The 13,648-nt window shown below is 70.4% G+C and carries 11 protein-coding genes; 10 read left to right on the forward strand and 1 reads right to left on the reverse strand.

Annotated features, from left to right (window positions below):
• The 10 genes from ACZ3ZE_RS23115 (at position 1) to ACZ3ZE_RS23160 (ending at position 11,437) form a co-directional block, all read left to right on the forward strand.
• Positions 1 to 456: a nuclear transport factor 2 family protein gene (locus ACZ3ZE_RS23115; RefSeq protein WP_361172735.1), complete on the forward strand. Its 456-nt coding sequence runs from the start codon at positions 1 to 3 to the stop codon at positions 454 to 456.
• Positions 457 to 586: 130 nt separating this feature from the next.
• On the forward strand, positions 587 to 955 hold the full coding sequence (locus tag ACZ3ZE_RS23120; protein ID WP_467260471.1) for a PRC-barrel domain-containing protein: 369 nt from the start codon (positions 587 to 589) through the stop codon (positions 953 to 955).
• A gap of 370 nt (positions 956 to 1,325) precedes the next feature.
• On the forward strand, positions 1,326 to 2,786 hold the full coding sequence (locus ACZ3ZE_RS23125) for a basic amino acid/polyamine antiporter (protein ID WP_361172741.1): 1,461 nt from the start codon (positions 1,326 to 1,328) through the stop codon (positions 2,784 to 2,786).
• A 43-nt stretch (positions 2,787 to 2,829) separates the two neighbouring features.
• Positions 2,830 to 4,095: an arginine deiminase gene (locus tag ACZ3ZE_RS23130; protein ID WP_467260473.1), complete on the forward strand. Its 1,266-nt coding sequence runs from the start codon at positions 2,830 to 2,832 to the stop codon at positions 4,093 to 4,095.
• Positions 4,096 to 4,497: 402 nt separating this feature from the next.
• A complete protein-coding gene (locus ACZ3ZE_RS23135; RefSeq protein WP_467260475.1) occupies positions 4,498 to 5,853 on the forward strand; it encodes a lamin tail domain-containing protein in 1,356 nt (451 codons plus the stop codon).
• 244 nt (positions 5,854 to 6,097) lie between these two features.
• On the forward strand, positions 6,098 to 6,775 hold the full coding sequence (locus ACZ3ZE_RS23140) for a macro domain-containing protein (RefSeq protein WP_361172750.1): 678 nt from the start codon (positions 6,098 to 6,100) through the stop codon (positions 6,773 to 6,775).
• Positions 6,776 to 6,824: 49 nt separating this feature from the next.
• Positions 6,825 to 8,501: an ADP-ribosyltransferase domain-containing protein gene (locus ACZ3ZE_RS23145; protein ID WP_363290634.1), complete on the forward strand. Its 1,677-nt coding sequence runs from the start codon at positions 6,825 to 6,827 to the stop codon at positions 8,499 to 8,501.
• 103 nt (positions 8,502 to 8,604) lie between these two features.
• Complete coding sequence (locus ACZ3ZE_RS23150) at positions 8,605 to 10,233, forward strand: helix-turn-helix domain-containing protein (protein ID WP_467260478.1); 1,629 nt, start codon at positions 8,605 to 8,607, stop codon at positions 10,231 to 10,233.
• 62 nt (positions 10,234 to 10,295) lie between these two features.
• The gene (locus tag ACZ3ZE_RS23155; protein ID WP_363290632.1) at positions 10,296 to 10,838 is read left to right on the forward strand and encodes a hypothetical protein; all 543 of its coding nucleotides are present in this window, start codon (positions 10,296 to 10,298) and stop codon (positions 10,836 to 10,838) included.
• A gap of 260 nt (positions 10,839 to 11,098) precedes the next feature.
• The gene (locus tag ACZ3ZE_RS23160; RefSeq protein ID WP_361172762.1) at positions 11,099 to 11,437 is read left to right on the forward strand and encodes a thioredoxin family protein; all 339 of its coding nucleotides are present in this window, start codon (positions 11,099 to 11,101) and stop codon (positions 11,435 to 11,437) included.
• Between the two features lie 350 nt (positions 11,438 to 11,787).
• Here the strand turns inward: ACZ3ZE_RS23160 and ACZ3ZE_RS23165 are convergent, their stop codons facing one another.
• Positions 11,788 to 13,305: a glycosyl hydrolase family 18 protein gene (locus ACZ3ZE_RS23165; RefSeq protein ID WP_361172765.1), complete on the reverse strand. Its 1,518-nt coding sequence runs from the start codon at positions 13,303 to 13,305 to the stop codon at positions 11,788 to 11,790.
• Between the last annotated feature and the right edge of the window lie 343 nt (positions 13,306 to 13,648).

Consider the following 13,648-nt stretch of genomic DNA (forward strand, 5'->3'; position numbering starts at 1 on the left):
ATGACCGAGATCACCCCCGCCCTCGTGGAGAAGGCCTACATCGCCCTCCTCTCCTGCGACCGGGACGAGGCCTCCCAGTACTGGTCGGAACAGGTCCGCTTCTCCGTTCCCGGTCGCCACGCCCAGGCCGGCTGGCGCGAGGGGATCGACGAACTGCTCGCGTTCCGGCGGGCGCTGACGGACGCGGCCGGCGGTGACTTCCAGGTCGAACTGGTCACGTCCATGATCAGCGGCAACGAGTCCATGGACGTCGTCAAGGTCCACGCCCGCCGCCCCGGCGCCCCCGCCGACAGCACCTCGCCCTTCGACGTCCTGGACGCCCTCGGCGTCCAGGTGTTCCGCTGGGAGGACGGTCGCGTGGTCGAGGGCCGCGCCGGTTTCTTCGGCGACGGCGCCACCAACTACGACCAGTGGTGGTCCCCCCTCGACGCGGACGGCAACCGGCGCGACATATGACGTGCATGCTCCGCCGGGACCGGGGCAGGCGGAGCTCAAGCGGGGCGAACCCCGTGGTGAAAGGCACACGGAAGAGAGGGGCGGCCGTGATCCGCGGGCCGTCCCCGTCTACCGGAGGAGTTGTTTTCGCGTGACTGAGCACGTCTGGAACTACAAGTCGACGTCGGGCCACCTGGCCGGGGCCGATCTGACCGGCTACAAGGTCGAGGCGACCGACGGCGGCATCGGCAAGGTGGACAAGCACTCCGACGAGGTCGACGACGCCTATCTGGTCGTGGACACCGGCCCTTGGATCTTCGGCAAGGAGGTCCTCCTCCCTGCCGCCAGCGTGGTGCGGATCGACGTGGACGACCGAAGGATCTTCGTCGAACAGACGCGGGAGCAGGTCAAGGACGCTCCCGAGTTCCACCGCGAGAAGCACCTCGGCGATCCCGACTACCGCCGTGAGCTGGGCACGTACTACGGGTTCGGAGGCCCGTTCGGCGGCCCGATGCTCTGAGAACCCCCGTGTGACGGAGGGCCCGAACTCACCGAGTTCGGGCCCTCCCGCGTGGCGCGACGGCGGAGGAGTCCGGCCACGCCACGGCCCCCTCGGCTGCCGGCTGCCGGCTGTCGGCCGCCGGCAGCGGGGAATCGTTCCTTCGCCTCCAGCGGCGCGTCCCCGTGCTTCGGTGTCCCGCCGGTCACGCTGACGGGCCACCCGGCGGGACAAATCGTTCATAACGGCATAGATTCTTGATCCATTAGGCAGGCCGGTCCGGCGCCTGCCCAGCTTCGAACATGGGCGCGATGAGGGCGGCCGGTCTGCCCGTCGGCGCAAGGCCGACGAGCAGACCGGCTGCGGCCCCCGCGGCGCCACGAGGTGCGCCATGACCCATGCCGACCAGCATGCCGACACCGTCCCGGGCGAGTCCCCGCCGACCGCCAAGCTGACGCTGCTCACGCTCACGGCGATGGTCGTCGGATCCATGGTGGGCGCCGGCGTCTTCTCCCTTCCCAGGAGGTTCGCCCAGGAGACGGGCGTCGCCGGTGCGCTGATCGCCTGGGCGGTGGCGGGTGTCGGCATGCTGATGCTCGCCTTCGTCTTCCAGACCCTCGCGGTGCGGCGACCGGACCTGGACGCCGGCGTCTACGCGTACGCCAAGGCCGGCTTCGGCGAGTACCTGGGCTTCTTCTCCGCCTTCGGCTACTGGGCGAGCGCCTGTGTGGGCAACGTGACCTACTGGGTGCTGATCATGTCCACGATCGGCGCCATCGCACCCGCCCTCGGCGACGGCGACACGGCTCTGGCGATCATCCTGTCCTCCGTCGGCCTCTGGTGCTTCTTCCTCCTCATCCGCCGCGGGGTGAAGGAGGCGACGGCGATCAACAGGATCGTGACCGTCGCCAAGCTGGTGCCGATCATCGTCTTCATCATCCTGGCGCTCGTCTTCTTCGAACCGTCCGTGTTCGCCGACAACTTCGGCGGCGCGGACTACGCGGGGTCCCTGTTCAACCAGGTGCGCGGGACCATGCTCGCGACCGTCTTCGTCTTCCTCGGTGTGGAGGGCGCCAGCGTCTACTCCCGCCACGCCAAGCGCCGCGAGGACGTGGGGCGGGCGACCGTCCTGGGGTTCCTCAGCGTCTTCGCGATCTTCGCCTCCGTCACCATCGTGTCGTACGGCATCCTCCCGATGAGCGAGATCGCCCAGCTCCGCCAGCCTTCCATGGCCGGAGTCCTGGAGGCGGCCGTCGGCACCTGGGGGAAGGCGTTCGTCAGCGTCGGCCTGATCATCTCCGTCCTCGGCGCCTATCTGGCCTGGACCCTGATGGCCGCCGAGGTGCTCTTCGTCGCCGCCAAGGACGAGGACATGCCACGCTTCCTCGGCCGGTCCAGCGGCGACGACGTACCCGTCCCCGCGCTGCTGCTCACCACCGCCCTCAGCCAGATCGTCCTCGTCGTCACGGCGTTCTCCGACGACGCGTTCAACTTCGCCCTCGACCTGACCAGCGCACTGAGCCTGATCCCCTTCCTGCTGGCCGCCGCGTTCGCCGTGAAGATCGCGCTGAGACCGGAACGGGAGAAGGTGGCGGGGCGGACCACCCGGCGGGAACTCGTCATCGCCGTCGTCGCCACCGTCTACACGGCCTTCCTGCTGTACGCGGCGGGGCTCAAGTTCGTCCTCGTCTCCTTCCTCATCTACGCCCCCGCCACGTTCCTGTTCGTCAAGGCCCGCCGCGAGCAGAACCGGCGGCTCTTCTCGCCCAAGGAGGCCGTCATCTGCGCCGTCTCCGTCGCCGGGGCCGTCCTCGGAGTCGTCGCCCTCGCCGCCGACTGGATCGAGCTGTGACGCGTCCCGCCTCGCCTCCGTCACTCCACCGGAAAGGCTGCCCATGACCACCCCCGAGACCGGAACCGCCAAGGCCCCGCTCGGCGTCCACTCCGAGGTCGGCCGGCTCCGCAAGGTGCTCGTCTGCTCCCCGGGACTCGCCCACCGCCGGCTCACCCCGACCAACTCCGACGACCTCCTCTTCGACGACGTGATGTGGGTGGAGAACGCCCAGCGCGACCACGCCGACTTCGTCAACAAGCTCACCCAGCGGGGCGTCGAGGTCGTCGAGCTGCACAACCTGCTCGCCGAGACCATGGCCGTCGCCGAGGCCCGGTCGTGGCTCCTGGACCGGAAGATCGTGCCCAACGAGGTGGGCCTCGGGCTCCTCGACGACACCCGCGCCTACCTCGACTCCCTCGCGCCGCGGGCACTCGCCGAGTTCCTCATCGGCGGGCTGTCCACCGCCGACCTGCCGGAGGACTTCCGCTCGGGGTACGTGGCACTGGCCCGGGAGGGCATCGGCGGCCGCGAGTACCTGATGCCGCCGCTGCCCAACACCCTGTACACCCGCGACACCACCTGCTGGCTGTACGGGGGACTCACGCTGAACCCGCTGTTCTGGCCGGCCCGGCACGGCGAGACCCTCCTGATGAAGGCCGTCTACACCTTCCACCCGGACTACAAGGACTCGACCGTCTGGTGGGGCGACCCGGAGCGTGACTGGGGCCAGGCGACGTTCGAGGGCGGCGACATCATGCCCGTCGGAAACGGCGTCGTCCTCATGGGGATGAGCGAGCGCACCTCCCGCCAGGCCATCACCCAGGTCGCCCGCTCGCTCTTCGAGAACGGGGCCGCCGAGCGGGTCGTCGTCGCCGGCATGCCGAAGCTCCGCTCGGCCATGCACCTGGACACCGTCTTCACCTTCGCCGACCGCGACATCGTCACCCTCTACCCGACGATCATGGACGCCGTGCACGCCTTCACGCTCCGCCCCGGCGACAAGGCCCCCGGAGTCGAGATCACCGACGAGGGCGACGCCCGCTTCGTCGACGTCGTCGCCAAGGCCCTCGGCCTGCCGCAGCTGCGCGTGATCGAGACGGGCGGCGACGTCTACGCCTCCGAGCGGCAGCAGTGGGACAGCGGCAACAACGCCGTCGCACTGGAGCCGGGCGTCGTCTTCACGTACGACCGCAACACCCAGACCAACACGCTGCTGCGCAAGGCGGGTGTCGAGGTCATCACCATCGTCGGCGCCGAACTCGGCCGCGGTCGCGGCGGTGGCCACTGCATGACCTGCCCGCTGATCCGCGACGCCGTCGACTTCTGAGGCGACGATTCGGGGGGCGAAGTGCCGGGGAGAATTCGCGAATGCCGGGGCGTGCCGGGGCGTGCCGGGGAGAGCCAGTGGGCGTGGAGCTGTGCGATCGCGACATCGGGTGATTCCTCGTGCGGCCGGTGACTGGTGACCGGTGACCGGTGACCGGCGGCTCGTGACCGGCGGCTGGTGGCCGGTGCTGGTCGTCCTGTCGTTCGGCAGGCGTTCACGTGGTGAGCGGGTCGATGCCGGCCGGCGTTCGGCATCGGCCGGGACTCTCGTCTCGCTCGACCTCCTACCGCTCCCCTTCCCTCCAGGACGGACATCGTGCTCGAAGTGCGTGCTCTCGACGGGCGTCGTCGCCTCGCCCCATTCCGGCGCGTCTGGCCGCGTCTTGCCGTCGCAGGCTCCGTCATGGCCGCCGCCGCGGCGATGACGGCGCCCGTGGCCCAGGCGGCCCCCGCGGACGACATCCGCATCAACGAGGTCGTGACGACCGGCAGCGTCAACGACTCGATCGAGCTGTTCAACAAGGGCACGGCCGCCGTGGACATCTCCGGCTGGATCCTCAAGGACGACAACAACAGCTCGAAGTTCACCGTGCCGTCCGGTACGACGCTCGCCGCGGGTGCCGTCCGAGCGTTCGACGTCTCCGCGTCGTTCGGCCTCGGCTCCGCCGACAAGGCCCGCCTGTACCTGCCCGGCGGCAGCACCCTGGTCGACAGCTTCACCTGGAGCAGCCACTCCGCGCCGTCCTGGTCGCGCTGCCCGGACGGCACCGGCGCCTTCGGCCAGGCGTCCCTGACGCTCGGCGCGCCGAACAACTGCGGCTCCGGCGGCGGTACGGGCCCGCAGGCCTGGCCGGGCGGCAGCACGGTGGCGACGGCCGACGGCTCCAACGTGTTCGGTGCGGACCTCAGCGGTCTGTACGAGGAGGGCTCCGTGCTGTGGGGTGCCCAGAACTCGGGCAAGCTGTGGCGCCTGGTCCGTGACGGCTCGGGCGGCTGGCGCCCGGACACCGCGAACGGCTGGACCTCCGGCAAGACCCTGCGCTTTCCCGGTGGCACCGGCGCACCCGACAGTGAGGCCGTCACGCTGACCGGGGCGGGAGCCGCGGGCGGCGCGTACGTCGCCAGCGAGCGCAACGGCGACGCGTCCGGCACGAGCCGCCTGTCCGTCCTGCGCTACGACGTCACCACCGGCACCGGCAGCACCCTCACCGCCACGAAGGAGTGGAACCTGACGGCCGACCTGCCGGCCGTGGGCTCCAACGCCGGCTTCGAGGCCATCACCTGGATCCCCGACGCCACCCTGACCGCCGCGGGCTTCAAGGACGAGTCGACGGGCGCGGCCTACGACCCCAGCCGCTTCGGCGCGCACACCGGCGGGGTCTTCTTCGTCGGGGTCGAGGGAACCGGGTCGGTCCACGGCTACGTGCTGGAGGACGGCGGCGCCGCCACCCGTGTCGCCACGATCGGCAGCGGCATGGCCGGCGTGATGGAGCTCCAGTGGGAGCCGCAGGCCGCGCGCCTGTGGCTGGTCTGCGACGACACCTGCTCCGGCCAGCACCGGACGATGAAGATCGGCGCCTCCGGCAGCTTCACCCCGGCCGCCGTCTACAACCGCCCGACCGGCATGTCCAACCTGAACAACGAGGGCTTCGCGCTCGCCGCGGCCGACGAGTGCGTGGGCGGCACCAAGCCCGTCTACTGGGCCGACGACGGCAACACCAGCGGTCACGCGATCCGCAAGGGCACCGTCACCTGCTGAACCGGACGGGCCGCGGCGATGTCGCGTCGACGTCGTACTGACGTCGCCTTGACGTCGCGTCGGCGTCGTGGTGATCGAGTGGGACCGAGGGCGTCCAGCCCGGCGACAGCCGGTGCCGGGCGCTCTTCGGCGTGCGGGGAGAGGTGAGAGCCGGTCAGCATCCCCTCGGCTCAGAGGCGTTGTCAGTGGTGCCCACTAACGTCGGAGGTGCTGGAAGAAGCTGTTCCTGACAGGGGGATATGTGATGGCTGAGGGCTGCGCGGAGACGACGCTCAGGGTGGTTCTGACGGACGTCAACGAGGGAGTGGTGAAGGCGTGGCGGGCGGCGTTCGCCGACACGCCGGGCATCGAGATCCGCCGGGGTTCGATCCTCGACGAGAACGTGGACGCGTGGGTCACGCCGACGAACGCGGCGGGCAGGATGGACGGCGGGGTCGACGCCGTGATCAAGCGGCATCTCGGGGCGGGCATCCAGCTGCGGGTGCAGCGGGCGATCAAGGACCGGTTCGCCGGGGGCATGCCGGTGGGCAGCGCCGTATGCGTCCCGTCGGGGGCGACCGTCCCGCGCTTCGTGATCTCGACGCCGACGATGGTGGGCTCCTCGCAGAACGTGAGCGAGACCCTGAACGTGGCGATGGCCTGCGCGGCGGCCTTCCAGGCCGTGCACCGGCAGAACCGGCGGGCGCCGGGCAGTATCCGCTCGGTCGCGCTGGTCGGGATGGGAGCGCGGACCGGCGGCGTGCCGGCCAGGGTCTGCGCGAACCTGATGTGGACCGGCTACACCCTCTTCCACGACCACTGGTTCGAGGACGACGACGAGCTGCGCGCCACGATCACCGCCCAGCTCGCCGGCATCGACCAGGCCCCGGCCACGACGAGGGTGCGGATCACGCCGCCGAAAGGGCATTCCTTTCGCCGCTGACGCCGGCCCTGTACCCCTCTCCGACACGACGACCGGGAGTTCCTCCTCCATGAGCGCCGCCACCCCGCCCACACCTCCCCCCTCGTCCCCCTCGTCCGCCGCAGCTGCCGCGCCGGAGACCGCTGCGGACGACCCGCTCGGCCTGACCGGCCTGTTCACCGGCGGCGGAGAGCCTTGGCTTCCGGTCCTCAAGCCGGTCATCGAGGCGCGCGCGGACGCCGCCGCGTTCATCGGCCCGGGCCGCAGCCCCCAGGTCGTCCCCGTGCGGGAGCTCACCTTCCAGGCGCTCAAGCCCAACCCGCCGCACAAGTGGAAGGTCGTCGCCTTCGGACAGAACCCGTACCCGCGGCCGGAGAGCGCCACCGGCATCGCGATGTTCGACAACACCTTCAACGACTGGAAGGACAGCCAGTTCGGACGGGTCGTCAGCATCCGTTGCCTCATCAAGGCGGCGGCCATGTGGAAGTACGGCATCCCCAAGAAGACGCCCGTCGGCGACGTCCGCGCCCTGCTGAAGGAACGGGACACGGTCCAGCCGCCCGAGTGGTTCCAGGCGATGCTCACCCAGGGCGTGCTGCTGCTGAACGCCTCGCTGACCGCCAGCGCCGACGGCGCGATGGGCACCGACCAGCACACCGGGTTCTGGCGTCCGGTCGCCGAGCGGATCGTCGAGGAGATCCTCCGGGCCAAGCAGGAGGCCGAGGACGAGGAGGACCGGGGGGTCGTCTTCGCCTGGTGGGGCGCCCACGCCCGCAGCCTGAAGCGGACCGTCCTGCGCCTGCAGAAGAAGTATCCGGGCGTCGAGGTCCGGCACATCGACCACGCCAATCCGGCGGCGCAGGGCGACCTCTTCTGCGAGGGCGACCACTTCGCCACGGTGAACGACGCCCTGCTGTCGCTCGGTGCCGAGGCGATCGACTGGCTGCCGAGCAAGGGCTGGGACAAGCAGTCCACCGGCCAAGGCGGTGCAGGCGGGGGAGAGGCGGACACCGGTGTCGCCGCGCGCATGGGCGCCTTCATCGCCTCGACGATGGAGCTGCACCAGCTCTACCTGGAACGCCTCACCAGCGTCCAGGACGAGGGGCATGTCCTGCCGCCGGTCACCGGGGTGTTCGACACCCCGCTGATGCCCTTCGAGGACGCCGTCGCCCCGGTCACCGGTGTGCTGTCCGGGCTCGCCCGGCACATCGACCGCTCACACGAGTTCGGCAAGCGGCGGGCGGACGAGCAGAGGGGGGCCGGGCTGTCGGCCGACGCCATCGCCGCGCTCTTCCTCTACACCTGCGAGTCGGGCTTCTACCGGAACATCAACGCGGTCCTGCGCTCCGCGGACCGCAGCCGGGTCGTCCCGTACCTGCCGTATCTGCGCCTCCTGTTCTCCGCCGTCTCCAGCCTCCCGGCCCACGACCGCCCACTGTGGCGCGGTGTCGGCCTGGACCTGCGGGGGCAGTACCCCGTCGGAGAGACCGTGACCTGGTGGGGCGTCTCGTCCTGCACCTCGGAGCTGAGCGTCGCCCGCTCGTTCCTCGGCAGCCGAGGCAAGCGCACGCTGTTCGAGGTGACCCCCGCCCGGGCGGTCGGGATCCGCAGCTTCTCCGCGTTCACCGGGGAGGAGGAGTACATCCTCGCCCCGGGCACCCAGCTGGAGGTCACGGACGTGACGACCGAACGCGGCGGCCTCTCCACGGTCAAGCTGACCGAGGTGGACACCCGACTCGTCTCCTGACCGCAGCCATCGACCTCCGCTTGCCGCGCATCCCCTCCACCGGGGATGCGCGTTGCGGATCCCGGATGCGGAAGACGCATACTGATTTTGCTAGTGTCACGCCATGATGGGTACGGAAGACGTCCTCAGACTCACGGTGTCCGCGCTGATGACGCGGACCGGCGAACGACAGGGCGATCTGGCCGCCGGCCTCGGGCAGTCGCAGGCGCAGGTCTCGCGCAAACAGTCCGGCAAGTCCCACTGGTCCCTGGAGGACGTGGACCTGCTCGCCGCGCACTACGGGCTGCATGCACTGGATCTGCTGGCCGGTCCCACGCACGCGGTGGGGGTACTGCACAGCGCTGTGCCCAGCCTCCAGACGGGCGCGCAGGCGCTCGCCGTACCACTCCCGGCCCGGGCGCAGTCCGCCACGGCTCCCGTCACGGAGGTGCCCGCTCCTGAACCGCTCGCTCCTGAACCCCCCGCTCGCGAACCGCTCGCCCCCGACTTCCCGTCCCCGGCGCCCGAGCAGGTTCCCGTACCGGCCAGTGCGGAGCCAATGAACGCGCCGCAGCAGCCGTGTGTGCTGTGCGGCCAGCCGGCATCCCTCGAACTCGACGGCTTCCCCCAGCACCTGACCGCCGAGGAGTGCGCGGCGGCTGTGGCCGCGCCCTCAGGAACTGTGTCCCCTCCGGTCGACAAGACCGTGCCGGTCACTGCGCCCGCGACCCCCGATTCGACCCCGCTCGTCGAGCCGACGGTGCACGCCCCCGCGCGCCCCGTGCGAAGCGCCCCGGGCTACGCCTCCACCACGCTCGTGGAGCAGATCACGGACCGCGTGCACGACGTCCTCGCCGCCTGCTCCGGTGACGTCGACGCGGCGCAGGCGGAGCTGATCAAGGCGGCGATCCCGGACGTGATGGCGCTGCTCAAGGCCTCGCGGGTGGGCGGCCGTTACGAGCATTCGGAATTCCCGCCGACCGCCGACATCCTGCGCAAGAAGTCGCAGAAGGGCGCGGACGACATTTGGGAGGGGCGCCCGAAGTGGCGCAACCCGGAGCTCTTCGCCGCGGCGAAGAAGGGCGAGCGGATCGAGGTGACCGCGCTGGACATGAACGCGGCCTACCTGTCCGCGCTCAAGTGCTGGCTACCGATCGGCCAGCTGCGCGAGGACACCAGCGGCGTGCACGACCCGAAGAAGGCCGGCGTCCACCTCATCACCCCGCCCGACTGGCACCACGACGACCTGCCGTCTCCGCTCGGCGCCCGGATGGAGCCGGGAGAACTGTGGGTCACCGAGTCAACCCTGCGCCTCCTGCTCGACTGCGCCCGCCAAGGCCTCGCCGACGCCCCGCTGATCCACCGATCCCTCGTCTCCGGCGCCTCGGAAGCGCTGCTGGAAAAGCTGCGCCGCGCTCTCGCCGAAACCCGGAAAACGGCTCTGGCGAATGACGACGAACTGACCGTGGCGTACGTGAAGGCCATGTATTCTAAATTCGTGTCGACGATCGGCGAGTCCAGCGCGAATCGTGAAATCCGCCGCCCGGACTGGATGCACATCATCCGCTCGAAGGCGTTCACGAACCTCTGGATGAAGGCACACAAGGCCCACAAGGCCGGACTTCAGGTCGTGGAAATCTCCGGCACGGACGAACTCCACATCGCGGGCGACTGGCGCACAGTGTTCCCGGAGGGCCGGGAGCTGAACCAGGTCAAGGAAAAGCAGACGTACATCCTCGGGGGTAAGCGCTGATGGTCGGATCTCCGGACCTGTGGTCCCGCTGGGGTGAATTCCGGAAATTCAACGCGCAGGGGATGAAGGGCGGCGAAGCCCTGATCCTGGAACTCAACCGGATCGTCTACTCGTCCGGCATCTCCTCGCCGATCACCTCGAAGCGTGGACTCGCCGCCCGCCTGCGCTACCTCGACAGCGCGGCAGGCCGCGCCGCGCTCACGGAGCAGGGCGTGTCCGCGCGCACCATCCGCTCGTGGATGAAGTCGAAGGGGAAGGTGACCCCGACGGCGGCGAACCGCGAGCGGATCGATTCCGCCTACTGGTTCCGCCGGCGGGAGAACCTGATCCGCTCCGGCTGGCTCAAGCGCCACCTCGACAACGACGGCCGCGGCCGCCGGATGGAGATCTACCCCGTCGACCAGAGCCACGTCCCCGCCGAACGCCTGCGCCCCGGCCTGTCCCAGCGTTCCATCACGGTCCGCTACGTCTGGGGCGACCTCGTCGACGCCTGGGCCGCCCAGGACCAGGCCACCGTGGACGAGATCTGGGACGACGTCATCAGCGACCTCGACTCCGACTACAACGCGTACAGCTACGTCTCCTCCGTCGGCATCGGAGCCTGACCACCCGTACGCACCTCGGCGCCCACTCCTGCCCCGGGGGTGAACGGCGTGAACACCGCTTGGGTGGGAGACGGCGACGGCGGCAAGGGGCGGATCGAGTTCCCACAGGCGTGGGTGAACGTCAGCAAGGACGGAACCCAGGCATGGGGGACCCTCACCGGTGTTGATGCCGGTCAGATCCGCCTTGTCGGCCGCCCGCCTGTCGCGACGCGCGGGGGATGATAGGGAAGGAATGACGGAACGCAAGGTCAGGAGTGTTCATGGCGATCCGGGTGCACCAGCCCCGTGAGGACGCGGAGTTCGATTTCATCCTCAGGATGAGCGAGGTTCCGGTCCTCGCGTACTTCACGGGGACGTGGCCCAAGGCGATCGAGCCCTGCCGGGAGATGGACGACGTCGTGGCCGGCGTCGCCGTCGCGTACACGGGCCGCCTGACCGCCGTCCGCACCGACATCACGCGCTGCCCGGCCGCAACCCAGCGGTACGGGATCACCGCGGCCGCCTCGTACGTCCTGCTGAAGGGGGGAGAAGTGGTGGCGCACGGCACCGGGCCCCTCACCGCCGCCGAGGTACGGGAACTCCTCGACAGCCACCTCTGACCGGTGCCGCGGCTGCCACCGCCTTCGCCACCCGATGATGACGAGAGACGCCCGCCGCGGCGCGGCGTCCTGACCGGCCGGGACGAGCGGGTAGCCCGCGACGTCGCTGACCGGCTTGCCCGGTCCACCGGCGGGCGCGTCGCCGGAGCGGGTGTGGACCTGCGCGACGCCGACGCGATCGAGGCGATGGCGGCCGAGGCCGAACAGCGGCACGGGCCGCGCACAGCGGGCGTCCTCGTCCGGGCCCACCCGGCCGCGCGTACGGCCCCGAGCCCCGAGCCCCGGGCTCGCGTGCGGTACGGGACCGGGGCCCGCCTCCCAGCGGGCCCCGGTCCGGCCTCGGGCGGGGATCAGCAGGCGCCGAGGTCCTGCCAGACGCCCCACTCGCCCGTGGTGCCGGGCTCCTCGCCGGTCGTCCACCACTTGGCCTTCCAGGTGTGGCCCTTGTGGGAGACCTGCTGGCCGCCGGTGTACACGCTGGAGGACACCCACGGGGCCGCCGTGCACTGCGTGGCGCCGCCGGTGACGGTCAGGGAGAAGACCGCCGCGTGGCCGGCCGAGGGGCTCGCTCCGTTGACGACGATCTGGTAGGTGCCGGAGACCGTGGCCGCCGTGGTGTTCACGGTGAGGGTCGAGGAGCCCCCGGCCGTCACCGAGGCGGGGCTGAGCGTGGCGGTGACGCCGGCGGGCAGACCGCTGACCGTCAGGTTCACCGTCTGCGCCGTACCGGCGGTGACGGCCGTCTTCACCGTGGTGGAGGTGGACGCGCCGGCGGTGACGGTGGCCGAGGCCGGGGTGGCGGTCACCGAGAAGTCGTCGGACGGGGTGGTCGTCCCGCTGGTGAAGGGGGCGAAGATGTGCGAGAAGTCCCAGGTGTTCTGCTGGATGCCGGAGCAGCCGTCGGCGGCCGCACCGCCGGGGCAGCTGCCGTTGTCCCGCTGGAGCGCCCAGAAGGAGAGGGTGTTGATGCCCTTGGAGACCGCCCAGTCGTAGACCGTACGGGCGTTGGCGAGGGTGAACGTCTCGGCCGGCCCGAAGTCGTCGACGCCGATCATCTCGATGATGCCGACCATGCCCCAGAGCTGGGCGGCCGTCTTCGTGGGGTACAGCTTGGCGAGCTGGTCGTAGAGGCCCTGGGCGGCCGTCTTGGTGTCCGCGGCCATGTCGTGGGCGGCGTTGTCGTAGTAGTCGAAGGTCATCAGGTTGACGACGTCGACGCGAGCGCCATTGGTCACGGCGTTCTTCAGGACCGCGAGCCCGCTCGCGGCGAGGCCGTGGGTGGTCGTCGGCAGGGTGTACGAGATCTGGATCTGGCGCCCGTTGGCGGCGGCCCAGTCCTGGACCAGCTTGATGGCCTTGTTGCGGCGGTCGATTCCGGCGGTGTTGTCGAGGGAGTCGACCTCGATGTCCATGTCGAGCCGGGTGATGTCGTAGGTCGTGATGACCTTCTCGTACACGGCGGCGATCTGGTTGACGTCGGTGCAGCTGTCGGCGATCTCCGTGCCGGTGGTGTCGGCCGTGTAGCCGCCGAACGACGGGATGACGTCGCCGCCGCGGGACTGCATGGTCTTGATGTCGGCGCCGAAGGAGGCCTGGGCGATCGGCAGTCCGGTGTCGCCGTTCCAGTACGCGGTGCAGGATCCCTTGGTCGCGGTCTGGAGGAACGCCATGGTCAGGTGCTTGGCACCCGACTGGGCGCTGAGCGCGGCGGGGCTCTCGCCGGTCCAGGACTCGAAGTAGGGAGCGAAGACCCGGGTGGGGAGCGGGGTCGCCGCCTGGGCGGGAGCGGAGGAGATAGTGGCGAGGCCGAAGGCGGCCACGGCGGTCACGGCGGCGGTGAGTGCCGAGCGGAGAGAACGTCGTCTCATGGCAATCCAATGACTGTGGGGGGGGCGGGGAGTGCGTCGACGTCCTTGTCACGCACGACTGTTGAGATAGGGAGTAACCCCGCAGCCATGGGCACGTCAATGGCCTGGACCAAACTTGGACTAGACCAATTTCACTCTTCGTTGCGTGGTACATCCAGCCGGTGCGGGCGCTGGCTGGAGCGATGCGCACGGGCGGCCGGATTGGTCCAGAGAGCCAGGAGCGGCGGGGGGGCCCCCCCCCCCGGGGGGGCCCCCCCCCCCCCCGGGGGGGGGGGGGGGGGGGGGGGCCCCCCCCGGGCCCCCCCCACCCCCCGGGCGACCCAAAAATACAACCCCGGGTTGT

The organism is Streptomyces sp. NPDC023157 (assembly GCF_055560575.1).

What these genes read in the sequence shown, in the direction of transcription:
- ACZ3ZE_RS23145 (WP_363290634.1), top strand. Translation starts at nt 6,825, where the DNA reads ATGAGCGCCGCCACCCCGCCCACACCTCCCCCCTCGTCCCCCTCGTCC.
- ACZ3ZE_RS23135 (WP_467260475.1), top strand. Translation starts at nt 4,498, where the DNA reads ATGGCCGCCGCCGCGGCGATGACGGCGCCCGTGGCCCAGGCGGCCCCC.
- ACZ3ZE_RS23165 (WP_361172765.1), bottom strand. Translation starts at nt 13,305, where the DNA reads ATGAGACGACGTTCTCTCCGCTCGGCACTCACCGCCGCCGTGACCGCC.
- ACZ3ZE_RS23125 (WP_361172741.1), top strand. Translation starts at nt 1,326, where the DNA reads ATGACCCATGCCGACCAGCATGCCGACACCGTCCCGGGCGAGTCCCCG.
- ACZ3ZE_RS23155 (WP_363290632.1), top strand. Translation starts at nt 10,296, where the DNA reads ATGAAGGGCGGCGAAGCCCTGATCCTGGAACTCAACCGGATCGTCTAC.
- ACZ3ZE_RS23140 (WP_361172750.1), top strand. Translation starts at nt 6,098, where the DNA reads ATGGCTGAGGGCTGCGCGGAGACGACGCTCAGGGTGGTTCTGACGGAC.
- ACZ3ZE_RS23115 (WP_361172735.1), top strand. Translation starts at nt 1, where the DNA reads ATGACCGAGATCACCCCCGCCCTCGTGGAGAAGGCCTACATCGCCCTC.
- ACZ3ZE_RS23160 (WP_361172762.1), top strand. Translation starts at nt 11,099, where the DNA reads ATGGCGATCCGGGTGCACCAGCCCCGTGAGGACGCGGAGTTCGATTTC.
- ACZ3ZE_RS23130 (WP_467260473.1), top strand. Translation starts at nt 2,830, where the DNA reads ATGACCACCCCCGAGACCGGAACCGCCAAGGCCCCGCTCGGCGTCCAC.
- ACZ3ZE_RS23150 (WP_467260478.1), top strand. Translation starts at nt 8,605, where the DNA reads ATGATGGGTACGGAAGACGTCCTCAGACTCACGGTGTCCGCGCTGATG.